Origin of the sequence: Vibrio splendidus 12E03 (assembly GCF_000272105.2) — a bacterium.
Lineage (GTDB): Bacteria > Pseudomonadota > Gammaproteobacteria > Enterobacterales > Vibrionaceae > Vibrio > Vibrio splendidus_I.
The window spans coordinates 1-237 of the sequence record NZ_AJZD02000058.1 but is presented as its reverse complement, the minus strand read 5'-3'; the positions used below and the strand labels follow the sequence as shown (position 1 = coordinate 237).

Sequence of the window (237 nt, the reverse complement as noted above, 5' to 3'; positions counted from 1 at the left end):
GGAAGGCGCCGCCGGCACCTCCTTGCTGATGTCTCCGAGCCATTGCGTAATGTGCGAACGCGAGGTGAAACGCACGAGTAAATCGGGCTCAAAATCAAACCCAAACTGCTCAGGGTTGGCTTTCACCAGTTGTTTGATGCTTTCAATGGCGGGGCTATCAAAATCACACGTTTGCAACGTGCCATCGGTCATCAATACCGTGTCTTGAGAGGTGAAATAGAGCGTTTTAAGCGTGTC

1 pseudogene is annotated in these 237 nt (G+C 51.5%); it reads right to left on the bottom strand.

Annotated features, from left to right (window positions below):
• Positions 1-237 (bottom strand): annotated as a pseudogene (locus A142_RS05390) (GspE/PulE family protein); the annotation flags it as partial.